This is a genomic window from Mycolicibacterium arabiense, assembly GCF_010731815.2.
Classification (GTDB): domain Bacteria; phylum Actinomycetota; class Actinomycetes; order Mycobacteriales; family Mycobacteriaceae; genus Mycobacterium; species Mycobacterium arabiense.
Map to the genome: position 1 here is coordinate 5,007,971 of NZ_AP022593.1, position 16,198 is coordinate 5,024,168.

Annotated in this window: 13 protein-coding genes; 10 read left to right on the forward strand and 3 right to left on the reverse strand. The window is 69.6% G+C overall.

The features are described from left to right. Positions 1–90 precede the first annotated feature (90 nt). Positions 91–3,750, forward strand: a complete 3,660-nt coding sequence (gene mfd, locus G6N61_RS25830; protein WP_163923039.1) for a transcription-repair coupling factor — start codon at positions 91–93, stop codon at positions 3,748–3,750. After that, positions 3,747–4,721 carry a nucleoside triphosphate pyrophosphohydrolase gene (locus G6N61_RS25835; protein ID WP_163923042.1) on the forward strand — a complete coding sequence of 325 codons (975 nt, stop codon included), beginning with the start codon at positions 3,747–3,749 and terminating at the stop codon, positions 4,719–4,721. The genes mfd and G6N61_RS25835 overlap by 4 nt, the downstream gene beginning before the upstream one ends. Position 4,722: 1 nt before the next feature. Here the strand turns inward: G6N61_RS25835 and G6N61_RS25840 are convergent, their stop codons facing one another. Continuing rightward, positions 4,723–5,895: a Dyp-type peroxidase gene (locus G6N61_RS25840; protein WP_276078216.1), complete on the reverse strand. Its 1,173-nt coding sequence runs from the start codon at positions 5,893–5,895 to the stop codon at positions 4,723–4,725. A 124-nt stretch (positions 5,896–6,019) separates the two neighbouring features. After that, positions 6,020–6,955, reverse strand: coding sequence for an EfeM/EfeO family lipoprotein (locus G6N61_RS25845; RefSeq protein ID WP_163923048.1), 936 nt, complete (start codon positions 6,953–6,955; stop codon positions 6,020–6,022). Between the two features lie 164 nt (positions 6,956–7,119). Here G6N61_RS25845 and G6N61_RS25850 point away from each other — a divergent pair, with 164 nt between their 5' ends. From G6N61_RS25850 to G6N61_RS25870, 5 genes are all read left to right on the forward strand, one after another. Then, positions 7,120–7,851, forward strand: a complete 732-nt coding sequence (locus tag G6N61_RS25850; RefSeq protein WP_163923051.1) for a lytic transglycosylase domain-containing protein — start codon at positions 7,120–7,122, stop codon at positions 7,849–7,851. A gap of 87 nt (positions 7,852–7,938) precedes the next feature. After that, the gene (gene eno / locus G6N61_RS25855) at positions 7,939–9,228 is read left to right on the forward strand and encodes a phosphopyruvate hydratase (protein ID WP_163923055.1); all 1,290 of its coding nucleotides are present in this window, start codon (positions 7,939–7,941) and stop codon (positions 9,226–9,228) included. 9 nt (positions 9,229–9,237) lie between these two features. Continuing rightward, the gene (locus G6N61_RS25860; RefSeq protein ID WP_163923057.1) at positions 9,238–9,969 is read left to right on the forward strand and encodes a septum formation initiator family protein; all 732 of its coding nucleotides are present in this window, start codon (positions 9,238–9,240) and stop codon (positions 9,967–9,969) included. Beyond that, positions 9,962–10,453, forward strand: a complete 492-nt coding sequence (locus G6N61_RS25865; RefSeq protein ID WP_163923059.1) for a DUF501 domain-containing protein — start codon at positions 9,962–9,964, stop codon at positions 10,451–10,453. Before G6N61_RS25860 ends, G6N61_RS25865 begins: the two co-directional genes overlap by 8 nt. Further along, complete coding sequence (locus tag G6N61_RS25870) at positions 10,450–11,388, forward strand: Ppx/GppA phosphatase family protein (protein ID WP_163923061.1); 939 nt, start codon at positions 10,450–10,452, stop codon at positions 11,386–11,388. The genes G6N61_RS25865 and G6N61_RS25870 overlap by 4 nt, the downstream gene beginning before the upstream one ends. Positions 11,389–11,400: 12 nt before the next feature. On the opposite strand, the gene G6N61_RS25875 is transcribed toward G6N61_RS25870, so the two are convergent. After that, positions 11,401–13,284, reverse strand: coding sequence for a propionyl-CoA synthetase (locus tag G6N61_RS25875; protein WP_163923063.1), 1,884 nt, complete (start codon positions 13,282–13,284; stop codon positions 11,401–11,403). 75 nt (positions 13,285–13,359) lie between these two features. On the opposite strand from G6N61_RS25875, the gene G6N61_RS25880 reads away from it, so the two are divergent. From G6N61_RS25880 to G6N61_RS25890, 3 genes are all read left to right on the forward strand, one after another. Further along, positions 13,360–14,271, forward strand: coding sequence for an alpha/beta fold hydrolase (locus G6N61_RS25880; protein ID WP_163923065.1), 912 nt, complete (start codon positions 13,360–13,362; stop codon positions 14,269–14,271). 322 nt (positions 14,272–14,593) lie between these two features. Continuing rightward, positions 14,594–15,187, forward strand: coding sequence for a TetR/AcrR family transcriptional regulator (locus G6N61_RS25885; protein WP_163923067.1), 594 nt, complete (start codon positions 14,594–14,596; stop codon positions 15,185–15,187). Between the two features lie 96 nt (positions 15,188–15,283). After that, positions 15,284–16,192 carry a type IV toxin-antitoxin system AbiEi family antitoxin domain-containing protein gene (locus G6N61_RS25890; RefSeq protein ID WP_235887307.1) on the forward strand — a complete coding sequence of 303 codons (909 nt, stop codon included), beginning with the start codon at positions 15,284–15,286 and terminating at the stop codon, positions 16,190–16,192. Positions 16,193–16,198 lie beyond the last annotated feature (6 nt).

A 16,198-nucleotide genomic window follows, 5' to 3' on the forward strand; every position in this document is an offset into this window, starting at 1 on the left:
CTCCCCGGTGCCCGCCCGGCCCGGCCCGGCGGTCACCCGGGCCGTCACGTGGTCGATGGACGTCGGAGCGCTCCCTACAATGGAGGAACCATGAATGCACCGGGGTATGACCATGTCCAGACCCCGATCGCCGGGCTCGTCTCGCTTGCGCTGACCGACCCCGGGCTGCGCGACGTCACGCAACGCGCTGCTGCCGGTGCCACCGAGGGCGCGCTCGTCGGGCCCGCTGCCGCACGGCTGTTCGTCGCCGCCGCGCTCGCCGAGGCGGGCCCGCTGCTGGCCGTGACCGCGACCGGCCGGGAGGCCGACGAACTCGCCAACGAGCTGCGGGCGGTCCTCGGGGACGCCGTCGCGATGTTCCCGTCGTGGGAGACCCTGCCGCACGAACGCCTGTCGCCGGGCGTGGAGACGGTCGGCGCACGAATGAAGGTGCTGCGCAGGCTCGCCCACCCCGACGACACTCGGCTCGGCCGTCCGCTGCGGGTGGTCGTCACCACCGCGCGGTCACTGCTGCAGCCGATGCCGCCGGACCTGGCCCAAGTCGAACCCGTGACGCTGACGGTCGGTTCCGATGCCGACTTCGACGGCGTGATCGAGCGCCTCGTCGAGCTGGCCTACACCCGTGTCGACATGGTCGCCAAGCGCGGCGAGTTCGCGGTCCGCGGCGGCATCCTCGACGTGTTCGCACCGACCGCCGAGCATCCCGTGCGCATCGAGTTCTGGGGAGACGAGGTGTCCGAGATGCGGATGTTCTCGGTCGCCGACCAGCGCTCGATCCCGGAGATCGAGGTCGAGAGCTTGATCGCGATGCCGTGCCGCGAACTGCTGCTGACCGACGACGTGCGCAAGCGTGCCGCCGCGCTGGCCGCCGAACAGCCCCACGACGACAACCGCGTCAGCGGCACCGTCGGCGAGATGATGGCCAAGCTGTCCGAGGGCATCCCCGTCGAGGGGATGGAGTCGCTGCTGCCGGTGTTGCGTCCCGCCGACCTGTCGCTGCTGACCGACCACCTGCCGGCGAACAGCCCGGTGCTGGTGTGCGATCCGGAGAAGGTGCGCACCCGCGCGGCCGACCTCGTCAAGACGGGCCGGGAGTTCCTCGAGGCGTCGTGGTCGATCGCGGCCATGGGTGCCGACGCACCGATCGACCTCGAACAGCTGGGCGGCTCGGGGTTCCGGAGCTTGGAGGAGGTTCGGGCGAACGCCGCGGCGGGCGGGCACCCGTGGTGGACGCTGAGTCAGCTCGGCGACCCGTCGGCGATCACCCTCGACATCCGGCCGGCTCCGTCGGCACGGTCGCAGCAGAACACCCCGGACTTCCAAGACGAGGTGTTCGCGATGCTGCGCGCACACGTCGCCACCGACGGGCTGGCGGCGATCGTCGCGCCCGGCGCGGGCACCGCGCACCGCGTCGTCGAGCAGCTCGGCGAAGCCGACGTCGCCGCGGCGATGCTCGAGCCGGGCGAGGCTCCCAAGCCCGGCGTCGTCGGGGTGCTCAAGGGCCCGCTGTGCCAAGGCGTCGTGCTTCCTGGGGCCAAGCTCGTGGTGATCACCGAGGCCGACCTGACCGGCAACCGGGTGACGGCCACCGAGGGCAAGAAGCTCGCCGCCAAGCGGCGCAACGTCGTCGACCCGCTGGCGCTGACCGCGGGCGACCTGGTGGTGCACGACCAGCACGGCATCGGCCGGTTCGTCGAGATGACCGAGCGCACCGTCGGCGGCGCCCGCCGCGAGTACCTGGTGCTGGAGTACGCGTCGGCCAAGCGCGGCGGCGGGTCGGACAAGCTGTTCGTGCCGATGGACGCCCTCGACCAGCTGTCCCGCTACGTCGGCGGGGAGGCGCCCTCGCTGTCGAAGCTCGGCGGCAGCGACTGGGCCAACACGAAGACCAAGGCGCGCAAGGCAGTACGCGAGATCGCAGGCGAGCTGGTGTCGCTGTACGCCAAGCGTCAGTCCGCGCCCGGGCATGCGTTCGGACCGGACACGCCGTGGCAGAACGAGATGGAGGACGCGTTCGGGTTCACCGAGACCGTCGACCAGCTGACGGCGATCACCGAGGTCAAGAGCGACATGGAGAAGCCGGTCCCGATGGACCGGGTCATCTGCGGTGACGTGGGCTACGGCAAGACCGAGATCGCGGTGCGCGCGGCGTTCAAGGCAGTGCAGGACGGCAAGCAGGTCGCCGTGCTAGTGCCGACGACGCTGCTGGCCGACCAGCACCTGCAGACGTTCAGCCAGCGGATGACCGGCTTCCCGGTGACGGTGAAGGGCCTGTCGCGCTTCACCGATCCGTCGGACTCCCGCAAGACGCTCGAGGGCATGCGCGACGGCTCGGTCGACATCGTGATCGGCACGCACCGGCTACTGCAGACCGGTGTCACGTGGAAGGACCTCGGCCTGGTCATCGTCGACGAGGAGCAGCGGTTCGGCGTCGAGCACAAGGAGCACATCAAGTCGATGCGCACCCACGTCGACGTGCTGACCATGAGCGCCACGCCGATCCCGCGCACCCTGGAGATGAGCCTGGCGGGCATCCGCGAGATGTCGACGATCCTCACCCCACCCGAGGAGCGGTCCCCGGTGCTGACCTACGTCGGCCCCCACGACGACAAGCAGGTGGCGGCAGCGCTGCGCCGCGAACTGCTGCGCGACGGTCAGGCGTTCTACATCCACAACCGGGTCCGCTCTATCGACTCGGCCGCTGCCAAGATCCGCGACCTGGTGCCCGAGGCCCGCGTCGTCGTCGCACACGGGCAGATGCCCGAGGAGCAGCTGGAGCGCACGGTCGAGGGGTTCTGGAACCGCGACTACGACATCCTGGTGTGCACGACGATCGTCGAGACCGGACTGGACATCTCGAACGCGAACACGCTGATCGTGGAGCGCGCGGACACCTTCGGTCTGTCCCAGCTGCATCAGCTGCGCGGTCGCGTCGGACGTAGCCGGGAGCGCGGGTACGCGTACTTCCTGTACCCGGCGGAGGTTCCGCTGACCGAGACTGCCTACGACCGGCTGGCCACCATCGCCCAGAACAACGAACTGGGCGCAGGCATGGCCGTGGCCATGAAGGACCTCGAGATCCGCGGCGCGGGCAACGTGCTGGGCGCCGAGCAGTCCGGCCACGTCGCCGGGGTCGGCTTCGACCTCTACGTGCGCCTGGTCGGGGAGGCCGTCGAGGCGTTCCGCGCTGCCGTCGACGGGGAAACCGTTGCGACGCAGGAGGAACCGAAGGACGTCCGCATCGACCTACCGATCGACGCCAACCTGCCGCCCGACTACATCGGCAGCGACCGGCTGCGGCTGGAGGGCTACCGCCGGCTGGCGGCGGCCAACGACGAGGAGGCCATCGCCGCGGTCGTCGAGGAACTCGTCGACAGGTACGGCCCGCTGCCGGAGCCTGCGCGGCGGTTGGTCGCGGTGGCCAGGCTGCGGCTGCTGTGCCGCCAGTACGGCGTGACGGAAGTGGGTGGCGTGTCGGAGTCGACGGTGCGCATCTCGCCGTTGCCGCTGCAGGATTCGCAGCAACTGCGACTCAAGCGGATGTACCCCAGCGCGACGTACCGCGCGACGACGTCGACGATCACGATGCCCATCCCGCGGGCCGGCACCGGCATCGGCGCCCCGCGCATCCGGGACCTCGAACTGGCCGGTGCCGTGGCCGAACTGCTGTTGGCGCTCGACGGCAGGCCGAAGACGGACGTCGACATCACCAACTTCGATTCGTGGCGCAAAGAGCAGGTGTCGCAATGACCGTCGTCCTGGTCGACCCACGCCGCCCCTCCCTGGTGCCGGTCGAGGCCGTCGGCCTGCTCGCCGGGGACGTGCAGTACACCGAGGAGATGCCGATCAAGGTGCCCTGGTCGCTGCCCGCGGCCCGGCCCTGCTCGTTCGGCGCGCCCGATGCCGACGCGGCGCCGGTGCTCCTGTCGTCGGACCCCGACCATCCCGAGGTGCGGTCCCGGCTGGCCGCGGGGGAGCAGTTGATCTCGGTGCCTCCGCCGCAGCCCGGCGAGCGGCTGGTCGACGCCGTCGCCACGATGGACCGGCTCCGCACCGCGGGGCCGTGGGAGAGCGAGCAGACCCACGACTCGCTGCGCCGGTACCTGCTCGAGGAGACCTACGAGCTGTTCGACGCGGTGCGGGGCGGCAACGCCCAGGACGTCCGCGACGAACTCGGCGACGTGCTGCTGCAGGTGCTCTTTCACGCCCGGATCGCGCAGGACGCTCCCGAGGGTGCGTTCTCGATCGACGACGTCGCCGACGCGCTGGTCCGCAAGCTGGCCAACCGGGTGCCCGCCGTGCTGGCCGGGGAGTCGGTATCGCTCGAGGAGCAACTGGCGCAGTGGGAGGAACGCAAGGCGGCCGAGAAGGTCAGGAACTCGTCGATGGACGACGTGCCGACCGCGCAGCCGGCGCTCGCGTTGGCGCAGAAGGTCTACGAGCGGGTGTCCGCCGCCGGGTTGCCCGTCGACCTGATCCCCGAGGGCATGGTGTCGATCGGGACAGCGCACGGTGGTGACACCGAGAACGCGATGCGGACCGCGACGCTGGACTTCATGGACACCGTCCGCAAGGTCGAGCAGGCCGTGGCCGCCGCCCGGCGGGGCAGCGACGCGCCGCAGGCGATCGACGTGACCTCACCGGGGGCGATCACCGAGGAGGAGTGGCGGGCGCACTGGCCGACGACGCACGAGGTCGACCCGGAAGCGGCCCCCGAGTAGCTCAGGCGAGCAGGGTGTCGCCGAGGAAGCGGTCGTCTCCGGTGACGCCGGGCAACATGAAGAAGAAGCCGCCGCCCACCGGCATGATGTACTCCTCGAGCGGTTCGCCCTTGAGCCGTTCCTGCACCGCGAGGAAGCCCTTCTCCAGGCTGCGCTGGTAGGCGATGAAGGCTAGGCCCTGGTCGAGTCGGCCTGCGCCGTCGAACCCGCGCGAATAGTTGAAACCCCGTCGCAGGATCAGGTTTTCGTCGGTGCCCGCGGTACGGGGGTTGGCTAGCCGGATGTGGGCGTCCATCTTTATCCGCTTGCCGTCGGGGTCGGACGGATAGTCGGGGTCGGTGAACTCGCCGGTGAGGCCGAGCGGCGCGCCGCTGACCTTGCTGCGGCCGATCAGCGCTTCCTGCTCGACGAGTTGGGTGCGGTCCCAGAACTCGACGAACATGCGGATGATCCGGACCGCCTGGTACGAGCCGCCGACTGCCCACTCGGGCTCGCCGTCGTCCGGGCCGACCCAGACGTGGCGGTCCATCAGTGCGTCGTCGTCGACGTCGAGGTTCGCCGTGCCGTCCTTGAACCCCAACAGGTTTCGCGGTGTGGTGGCTCCCGAGGTGGCGCCTGCGCCGATGCCGCGGGCGTAGCCGTCGACCATCCAGCGCAGCACCATGTCCCGGCGGGTCCTGCGCATCAGCTGACGCAGCGCGAACTGCACGGTGTCGTTGTGGCCTGCCTCGAAGATGATCGAGACGTCGCCGTGGGAGAGCTTGGGATCGAGCCGGTCGTTGGCCAGGAACGGCATGGTGACCAGATCCTTGGGCTTGCGATCGGCCAGACCGAACCGGTCGTCGAACACCGACGCACCGAGGCCGACCACGATCGAGAGGTTGTCCGGCGGCGGCTTCTCGCCGAGGATGCCGGAGTCCACCGGCGGGTAGGCGGGGTCGCGGCTCTCGGGCGGCTGGCCCGCCATCAATCCGCGGATCTCCTCGGTGAGTTCCCGCAGCGTCGCCTCGAGCCCCGCGCGGTTGCGGGACTGCAGGTTGAACGACGCGACCAGACCCTGCTCGGGAATCGGCAGCGCGGTGATGCCCGTCTGGTGCGGTCCCTCGAACGCCACGAACCGCGGGTCGGGGCGACCGCGATTGCCCTCACCGTGGCCGGAGTCGGTCAGCGCCATGGTGGCGCCGACTCCCACCGCGGCGCCGGCACCCGCGCCGAGGGCACCCGTGACGAATCCTCGTCGCGAGATGCCCCGGCGCGGGGACCGGTCCGTCGGGCCTGCCGTCACGAAAGGCCTGCCGTCACGAAAGCTTCAGGACTCCCGACACCTGTGACAGGTTCTCCGACAGCCCGGCCAGTTCGGCCTTCAGCTTGTCGATCACATCGGGTGTCACGGTGACGGCCGGGCAGCGCGGGGACGGGTAGGGATCGTTCTCGGTGCAGAACAGCACCCAGCCCTCACCCTGACGCAGCGGTGCCATCGTGTCGAACACCGACGTGATCCCGGCGTCGATCTTGCCGAGCAGCGCCGGGTCGGCCTCGTTCAGTGCGGGGGTCAACTTGTCGACCGCGGCCTGGGCGCCCTGCATGTTGGCGTCGAAGTCCCACAGGTCGGTCTTCGAGTAGCGGTCCTCCTCGCCGGTGATCTTCCCTTCGGAGACCTCTTCGATGAGTTCTGCAGCGCCGTTGGACACGTCGATCGGCTTGACCTCGACGGTCGCGAACTGCTCCTTGAGCGTCGCGATGTCCTTGTCGAGCTGGTCGGCGTACGGAGCGCCGCCCTCGGTGGTGTTCTTCTCGAACAGCAGGTACTCGAGCCGGTGCCAGCCGGTGAACTTGGGATCGTCAACGCCTGAGAAGTCGTCGACGCGCGAGTCGACGAGACCGTCGATCTCCTCGACCAGGCCCGCGAGCGGCTCGATGCGCTCCCAGGGCACGCGCGAGGGCGCGTAGGCGTCCTGCGCGGCCTTCAAGTTGTTGGCGCGCACCGCGTCGGTGAGAACCTTGACGGCGCCGACGAGTTCGTCGACCTGTCCGTCGGCGTAGGCCTTGTACTCGACTGCTGCCTGGTCCGCCAACGGGTTCGGTGCCGCTACCGCCGAGGAGCTGGAGGCCGGCGAACTCGAGCTGGTCTCGCTCGCGCTGGAGTCCGACCCTTCGCTGGTGCTGCCGGAGCAGCCGCTCAGGACCAGGGCTACCGCCGCGACCGACACCGGCCAGGCAACATGCCGTCTCATACAGCCTCCTCATAGTTAGACGCGCGTGACATTACCGCGCGACGCATTCGTAGGGTAGGCAGGCCTAAATACGCGTCTGGATGGCCCGTCGTGCGGCACGGTTGCGGGGACCACGCCGGTGGCCTTGGCACAATGGGTCGGGTCCGTCAGGTCAGAGGAGTCCGGTGTCGCCACTGCGTGTAGGGCGGGCCGTCGCGGTGATCATCGCAACGGCGCTGCTCATGGCTTCCTCGTGCTCGTGGCAGACCGGCATCCCGATCCCCGAGGGCGTTCCGCCGCCCAGCGGTGACCCGGTGCCCCAGATCGACACCCAGGCCAAGGGCCGCGCAGCCGATCAGCTGCACGAATGGGCCGCGGAACGGGCGCCCGCCCTCGGCATCCCGGTGACCTCGCTCGAGGCGTACGCCTACGCCGCGCGGGTGGCGGAGGTCGTGAACCCGAAGTGTCACCTGGCGTGGACGACGCTGGCGGGCATCGGGATGGTCGAGAGCCATCACGGCACCTACCGCGGCTCGTCGGTGACGCCCGGCGGCGAAGTCACGCCACCGATCCGCGGGGTGCGTCTCGACGGTTCGCTGGGCAACATGGCGATCCCCGACACCGACCGCGGCAAGCTCGACGGCGACGAGGAGCTGGACCGGGCGATGGGGCCCATGCAGTTCATCCCCGAGACGTGGAAGCTCTACGGCGTCGACGCCAACAACGACGGGCAGATCAGCCCTGACAACATCGACGACGCCGCGCTGTCGGCGGCCGGATACCTGTGCTGGCGGGGCAAGGACCTGGCCAAGCCGCAGGGCTGGATGGACGCGCTGCGGGCCTACAACCTCTCCGATCAGTACGCCCGCACCGTGCGCGACTGGGCGACGGCGTACGCCGAGGGCCACCACCTCTAGGGCACACGCGGTCCTGGGAGGGGCAGCCGCCACGCCCACCCTCTAGGCTGATGTGCGCAATCACCCCGGACGGAAGGCGGCGCGACAGTGTCAATGATCGAGCAGGTCGGAGCCCGCGAAATCCTCGACTCCCGCGGCAACCCCACGGTCGAGGTCGAGATCGCGCTCAGTGACGGAACGTTCGCCCGCGCCGCGGTGCCATCGGGTGCCTCCACCGGCGAACACGAGGCCGTCGAACTCCGCGACGGCGGTGACCGCTACGGCGGCAAGGGCGTCGAGAAGGCGGTCAACGCCGTCCTCGACGAGATCGCCCCCGCCATCATCGGCCAGAGCGCCGACGACCAACGGCTGATCGACCAGGCGCTGCTGGACCTCGACGGCACGCCGGACAAGTCGCGCCTAGGCGCCAACGCCATCCTCGGCGTCTCGCTGGCCGTCGCCAAGGCCGCCGCGGAGACCGCCGGGCTGCCGCTGTTCCGCTACCTCGGCGGGCCCAACGCGCACATCCTGCCGGTGCCGATGATGAACATCCTCAACGGCGGCGCGCATGCCGACACCGGCGTCGACGTCCAGGAGTTCATGGTCGCCCCGATGGGTGCGCCCACGTTCAAGGAGTCGCTGCGCTGGGGCGCCGAGGTGTACCACTCGCTGAAGTCCGTACTGAAGAAGCAGGGCCTGGCGACCGGCCTCGGCGACGAGGGTGGCTTCGCGCCCGACGTCGCGGGCACGAAGGCTGCGCTGGACCTGATCGCCGTGGCGATCGAGGGGACCGGCCTGAAGCTGGGCACCGACGTCGCGCTGGCCCTGGACGTCGCGGCCACCGAGTTCTACACCGACGGAACGGGTTACGCCTTCGAGAAGGAAACCCGCACCGACGCCCAGATGATCGAGTTCTACGCCGAGCTGATCGACGCCTACCCGCTGGTCTCGATCGAGGACCCGCTGTCGGAGGACGACTGGGACGGCTGGGTGGCGCTGACCAGTGCGATCGGCGACCGCGTGCAGATCGTCGGCGACGACCTGTTCGTGACTAACCCCGAGCGCCTCGAAGAGGGCATCGAGAAGGGCGCCGCGAACGCCCTGCTGGTGAAGGTCAACCAGATCGGCACGCTCACCGAGACCCTCGACGCCGTCACGCTGGCGCACAGCAGCGGCTACAAGACGATGATGAGCCACCGTTCCGGCGAGACCGAGGACACCACGATCGCCGACCTCGCGGTCGCGGTCGGCAGCGGTCAGATCAAGACCGGTGCGCCCGCGCGCAGCGAGCGCGTCGCCAAGTACAACCAGCTGCTGCGCATCGAGGAGATCCTCGGCGACTCGGCCCGCTACGCCGGTGACCTGGCCTTCCCGCGCTTCGGGCTGGAGAGCAAGTAGCTTTTCACCATGCCCGACGCAAAGCGGCCCGACCCGAGGCGGCGCTCTCCGGCGTCGCGCCCGGGCAAGGGCGGCAAGTCCGGTGAGACGGCCAAGGGCAGACCCCGCGGCGCGTCGCCGGTGCGGCGGGAGCCGAGGCCCGCGCTGCCCCGTGCCGTCACCCCGGACGTCGAGGACGAGTCGGTCGACGACGACGAGACCGTCGTCGTTCCGGTTCGCCAGTCGATCGCCGAGGCGGCCGAGCAGCAGTCCGAGCAGCGGTTGGGTTCGGCTGCGCGCCGTGCCGCGATCCTGGCCGCGGTGGTGTGCGTGCTGACGCTGACGATTGCGGGGCCGGTCCGGACGTACTTCTCCCAACGGGCCGAGATGAAGCAGCTCGAGGACGCCGAGGCCCAGTTGCGTTCGCAGATCGCCGATCTCGAGCAGCAGAAGGTCAAGCTTGCCGACCCGGTGTTCATCGCGGCGCAGGCCCGCGAACGCCTCGGCTTCGTGATGCCGGGCGACATCCCCTACCAGGTACAGCTGCCCACGCCCGTCGGTCCCGAAGTGCTGCCGGGGGAGGCCACGGAGACGGTGCCCAGTGGGCAGCCCTGGTACACGTCGCTGTGGCACACCATCGCCGACGCGCCGCACGGTCCGCCGCCGGCGCCCGGCGCCCCCGGTGTCCCTGGCGTGCCCGGTGGTCCCGGTGTGCCGCCGCCCCCGCCCGACGCCCCGCCTGGCCCGGTACCCGGTGGTTGAGCCGGCCGACCTCGAGGCGGTGGCCCGGCAGCTGGGGCGCGAGCCGCGCGGCGTGCTCGCGATCGCGTACCGCTGCCCGAACGGCGAACCGGGCGTGGTCAAGACCGCGCCGCGACTGCCCGACGGCACACCGTTTCCCACGCTGTACTACCTCACCCATCCGGCGCTGACCGCAGCGGCGAGCAGGCTCGAGTCGTCGGGTCTGATGCGGGAGATGACCGAACGGCTGGCGACCGACCAGGAGCTGGCGCAGGCCTACCGCCGGGCGCACGAGTCGTACCTCGCCGAACGCGATGCGATCGAGCCGCTTGGCACGACGTTCTCGGGCGGCGGCATGCCCGATCGGGTCAAGTGCCTGCACGTGGTGATGGCGCACTCCTTGGCAAAGGGGCGGGGCGTCAACCCCTTTGGCGACGAGGCGCTGGCGATACTCAGCGCCGAGCCGGCGATGGCGGGGATACTCGAACGAGGGAGCTGGACATGAGGGTGGCTGCTGTGGATTGCGGCACCAACTCGATCCGTCTGTTGATCGCCGACGTCGACGGGAATGGTCTGCGCGACGTGCACCGCGAGATGCGGATCGTCCGGCTCGGCGAGGGCGTCGACGCCACTGGCGAATTCGCTGCGGCGGCACTGACTCGCACCCGCGCCGCGCTCGAGGACTACGCCGAGCTGATGCGGGAGTACCACGTGTCGAAGGTGCGGATGGTCGCGACGTCGGCGGCGCGCGATGCGGGCAACCGGGCCGACTTCTTCGCCATGACGGCCGAGGTGCTCGGCGCGGTGGTGCCGGGTGCGGTGGCCGAGGTCATCAGCGGAACCGAGGAGGCGGCGTTGTCGTTCCGCGGCGCCGTGGGCGAACTGGACGACTCCGCAGGGCCGTTCGTGGTCGTCGACCTCGGTGGCGGTTCGACCGAGGTGGTCACCGGCGGGCGGGCCGGGGTGACCGCGAGCTTCTCGGCCGACATCGGCTGCGTGCGGCTGCGGGAGCGGTGTCTGCACAGCGACCCCCCGACCGCCGAGGAGATCGCCGATGCCCGGGCGGTCGCGCGCGAGGGACTGCTGCAGGCACTGCGGGTGGTTCCGGTGGAGGGTGCGCGCACCTGGGTGGGCGTGGCCGGGACGATGACGACGCTGGCGGCGCTGGCCGCGGGCATGACGACCTACGACTCTGACGCAATCCACCTGTCCCGCGTGGGTTTCGACGACCTGCTGCGCGTCTGCGGCGACCTGATCGCGATGACCTATCGGCAGCGTGCCGCGCTGGGCCCGATGCACGAGGGACGCGTCGACGTCATCGGTGGCGGCGCCATCATCGTCGAGGAACTGGCACGCGAACTGCGCAGTCGCGCGGGCATCACCGAACTCGTGGTGAGTGAGCACGACATCCTCGACGGCATCGCGTTGTCGATCGAATAGCGCTGCGGCGGTTCAGGATCGAAGGATCGGCCGCAGCGCATCGAGTACCGCGGGATCCTCGATCGTCGAGGGCACCGGCTCGTCGCGCCCGTCGGCGATGCCGCGCATGGTCTTGCGCAGGATCTTGCCCGAGCGGGTCTTCGGCAGCGCAGGCACGACGTCGACCCGCTTGAGGCTGGCCACGGCGCCGATGCGGGTGCGCACCGCCTCGACGAGCTCACCGGCCAGGTCGTCGCCGCCCTTGGCGCCGGCCTTGAGCACGACGAACCCGCGCGGTGCCTGTCCCTTGATCTCGTCGGCGACGCCGATGACCGCACACTCGGCGACCGCGGGGTGGGTCGCGAGCACGGCTTCGATGGAACCGGTCGAAAGACGATGTCCGGCAACGTTGATGACGTCGTCGGTGCGGCCCATGACGAACAGGTAGCCGTCCTCGTCGACGTAACCGCCGTCACCGGAGAGGTAGTACCCGGGGAACGCCTTGAGGTAGGAGGCGACGTAGCGGTCGTCGTCACCCCACAGGGTCGGGAGCGTGCCCGGCGGTAGCGGCAACCGGACGCAGATCGCACCTTCCTCGCCGCGGTCGGCCTCGGTGCCGTCGGGGCGCAGGACGCGGACGTCGTAGCCGGGCATCGGGACGGTGGCCGACCCTGGCTTGACCGGCATCTGCTCGATGCCAAGGGGGTTGGCGGCGATCGACCATCCGGTCTCGGTCTGCCACCAGTGGTCGATGACGGGGATGCCCAGCTTCTCGTCGGCCCACTGGTAGGTGCCTGGGTCGAGCCGCTCACCCGCCTGAAACAGGTAGCGCAGCTTCGAGAGGTCGTAGTCACCAACGTGTTTGGCGTTGGGATCGTCCTTCTTGATCGCGCGCATTGCCGTCGGGGCGGTGAACAGGACCTTGACGCCGTACTCGGCGGCGACCCGCCAGAACGCCCCCGCGTCCGGGGTGCCTACCGGCTTGCCCTCGTAGAGCACCGTCGTCGCTCCGAGAAGCAGTGGCCCGTAGACGATGTAGGAGTGGCCGACCACCCAGCCGACGTCGGAGGCGGCCCAGTACACGTCGCCCGGCTGGGTGTCGTAGACGTGGCGCATGGTCCACAGCAGCGCGACGGCGTGCCCGCCGTTGTCGCGGACGATGCCCTTGGGCTTGCCAGTGGTACCGGAGGTGTACAGCACGTAGAGCGGGTCGATGGCGGCGACGGGCACGGGATCGACCGGTTGCGCGTCCGCCATCGCGACGGCCCAGTCGACGTCCCGTCCCGGCGTCAGGGCGCATTCGTTGCCGTCGCGCTGCACGATGACGCACGTCGGGGTGTCGTGTTCGGCCGCGTCGAGGGCGGCGTCGAGCATCGGCTTGTACTCGACGGTGCGGGTGGGCTCGATGCCGCACGACGCCGAGACGACGACGGCGGGTCGGGCGTCGTCGATGCGGGCGGCCAGCTCGTGCGCGGCGAACCCGCCGAAGACGACGGAGTGGACGGCGCCGAGGCGGGCGCAGGCCAGCATCGCGATGACGGCCTCGGGGATCATCGGCATGTAGATGACGACGCGGTCGCCCTTGCCCACGCCGTTTTCGCGCAGGACGCCTGCGAATCGCGCAGTGTGGTCGAGGAGTTCGCGATAGGTGTAGGTGCGCTTGGTGCCGGTGACGGGGGAGTCGTAGATCAGGGCAGCCTGCTCGCCTCTACCTTGGTCGACGTGCCGGTCGAGCGCGTTCGCGCACGTGTTGAGTTCGGCGTCGGGGAACCAGCGGTACAGCGGCGGGTTGGAGTCGTCGAGGATGCGCGTCGGGGGGCGGGTCCAGGTCACCGCGCGTGCAGCCTCGGCCCAGAACGCCTCCGGGTCGTCGATGCTGGCTTGGAAGACTTCCTGATATCCGCGTGCGCCTGCCATACCGGCACGGTAGCGCGCCGGGCGGTGGCGACGGGGCCTGTCGGTGGGTTCGAGACTTCCCTATAGTTCCAAGGCATGGCTACTGACACGACGTTGAACAACCCGGGGTCAGCAGACACCGAGCCGCCTCCCATCGCGGGGGTGCGCCGGTCGTTCGTTGAAGCGCGGGGTGTGCGCTTCCACGTCACCGAGGCGGGCCCTGCCGACGGCCGGCCCGTCATCGCCCTGCACGGGTGGCCACAGCACCATTGGGCGTACCGGGACCTGCTGGCGGACCCGCCGCCGGGGTTGCGGATCATCGCGCCCGACCTGCCGGGGTACGGGTGGTCGGGGCCTGCGCCGCACCAGTGGGCGAAGGAGGACGTCGCCAGCGACGTGCTGGCCCTCATCGACGCGCTGGGGTTGGACCGGGTGCTGCTGGTCGGCCACGACTGGGGTGCCTACATCGGCTATCTGATGGTGTTGCGGGAGCCCGAGCGGTTCGAGGGCTATCTGGTGCTGAACATGGCGCACCCGTGGCAGACCGCGCGGTCCGTGGGTCCGCACCTGTGGCGGTTCGCCCTGTACCAGCCGTTCGTCGCGTCGATCGGTGTTCCCCTGCAGCAGCGCACGCCGTACCTGGAGCGGCTGGTGTTCCAGTTCGGTCCGGCCCGGCACCGGCTGAATCGCGAGGTGGCGCGCGTCTACGCCGATCGCTTCAAGACCGACGTGGGGGCGCGGACCGGTACCGACACCTACCGGACGTTCCTGCGTCGCGAATTGCTCTCTGGTGCACGCAGTCCGGAGACCCGGCGGACCGCAGTGCCCATCCGCGTGCTGTTCGGGCTCGGCGACATAGCCGTCCACCCGTCGCTGGCGTCGCCCGAGACGGCGAAGGCCGACGACTACACGTTCGAGTCGGCCGAGACGGGGCACTTCATCCTCGACGAGCGACCGGATCTGGTGCGCGCGAAGCTGATCGGATTGGCCGAAGAGACGGCGGGCTGACGCGCGACGTGAAGTGAGATGGCCGCGGGGGCGGTGCCGGGGACGGATCCAATCCCCTCAGCTGGACCCGTCCGATCGCATCGCCGGCGGGGCAGTTGACTGCCGCGACGGACGGTTACGACGACACCGGCCCCTTCGAGTAGCTGGTTGCTCCACTACCGCGCGGTACGCCCATCATATAAACACCGATGTCTATCTATCGCAAAATGCGCGACTGTTCGATGAGGACGTCGTGCGCGTGGAACCCCATTGCCGACGGAATCGTGCCTATGATCCTTGCTTGACTTCGATTTCCACACCCTCCAGATTTGCTCACCCAGACATGGACAGCAAGAGACTTCGACCAGGTCGGCAGCACCTCAGTCGCGACGAGGTGCGGTCTCACCAGCGCGAACGCATCTTCGAGGGCCTGGAGAGCGCCATGGGCGCCAAGGGGTACGGCGACACCAGCGTCGCGGACATCATCAAGATCGCCGCAGTGTCTCGGCAGACCTTCTACGAGTTGTTCACCAGCAAGCAGGACTGCTTCCTGGCGAGCTATGGGCGTCGGCAAGGTGCGGTGATCGAGGCGATGCTGGACGCTCCGGCCGACGGGCCGCCGATACGCCGTTTCGGCGTGCTGCTGCGCAATTACCTGTCGGTGATGTCGGCCGACCCAGGGCTGTCCCGGCTGTACCTGATCGGCGTGTACACCGCCGGACCAGAGGCCATGGCGAAGCGCCTGGAGTTGCAGCAGCAGTTCGTCGACGGCGTGGCGGCGATCTTCGACGCCCAATCAGACCAGGACCTGTTCATGTGCCGGGCGCTGGTCGCGTCGATCTCCACCATGGTCACCAACGCCCTCATCGAGGACGACCCCCAGGCCGTGCTCGACCTCTACGACCCGTTGGTGGAGATGGCGAAACGCCTCGTGTAGTAGCGATTTGTGGAACATTTCCCGCGCTGAGCGCAGGAAATGTTCCACAACTGCGGATGGTGGGAGCCGTTTTCGCGCCGCGCGCGTCTAAAGGGCGTGTCTCACTCACTCGACGAACATCTCCGTGACCACGACGGCGTCATCACACTCGCCCAGGCGCAGAGCGCCGGCCTCAGCGCGTACGCCGTCGAGCGACGCGTGCGGGCGGGGCACTGGCGCCGCTGCACGCCCGGCGTGTTCTTCGTCGAGGACAGGGAGTTCACCGATGCCGCAAGGGTTCGCGTCGGGGTGTGGGGCTACGGCAGTGACGCCGCCGCAAGCGGTCTGGCGGCCGCATGGTGGCTGGGTCTGACCAACTTCGCGCCGCAGATCGTCGAGGTCACCGTTGCGCGCGAGCGTCGGCGGGTGCACCGGCCCGGCACGCGACTGCGTCGTCGCGACCTGGCGCCCGCCGATCTGGTGGAGCGCCGCGGCTTGCGCGTGACGGCAACGCATCTGACCGTCGTCGAGGCAGCGAGCCGCCAGGGTGGCGGTGCGCTGCTGCTGGACCATGCACTGCAGCGCCACCATGCCGAACTCCCCCAGCTGTGGCGCGCACATCTGCGGAACAAGGGACGGCACGGGTCACCTCGCGCACGCCTGCTGTTGCAGGCCGCCGAGGACGGTACGCGATCGGAGGCCGAGCGGCTGGTGTCACGACTGCTGCGGGCCGCGGGCATCAAGGGCTGGCAGGCCAATCGACGAATCGCCGGCTACGAGGTCGACGTCGTGTTCCGTGCGGCGAAGGTCGCGATCGAGGTCGACGTCGTGTTCCGCGCGGCGAAGGTCGCGATCGAGGTCGACGGCTTCGCCTTTCATACCGACGCCGACACCTTCCAGCGCGATCGCACCAAGCAGAACGCAATAGCACTCGCGGGCTACCAGCTGCTGCGGTTCACCTGGCTCGATCTGACCGAGTACCCCGAGCGCGTCATCAGCGAGATCATCCGAGCGATTCGTGGATGATGACCT